Source organism: Paenibacillus xylanexedens, assembly GCF_007676705.1.
Lineage (GTDB): Bacteria > Bacillota > Bacilli > Paenibacillales > Paenibacillaceae > Paenibacillus > Paenibacillus xylanexedens_C.
On sequence record NZ_VEBF01000036.1, the window covers coordinates 249 to 485 of the forward strand.

The following is a 237-nucleotide window of genomic DNA, read 5'->3' on the forward strand; positions in this document are numbered from 1 at the left end:
CACCCACTCCTCAACCCTCCACCCCACCTCCTCCACCACAATCCTCTATCTCTTCCCCCACCCCCCCTTCTTCTCCCCCCTATCCCATATAAAAAACACATCCACCACCTCCCCCAATCCCCACCATTCCATCTCTTCCCCCTCCTCACCCCACCCCCTCCACAACTCCTTTTCACTCATCCAATCCTCCCTCTCTTCCCTAACGATCACCCTACCTTCCTTCAATCCCCCCCTCCT

The 237-nt window shown here is 57.0% G+C and carries 1 protein-coding gene; it reads right to left on the bottom strand.

The features are described 5' to 3' along the window. Positions 1-45: 45 nt before the first annotated feature. On the bottom strand, positions 46-237 hold a 192-nt coding region (locus FS628_RS30150; RefSeq protein ID WP_222125309.1), incomplete at its 5' end, for a hypothetical protein.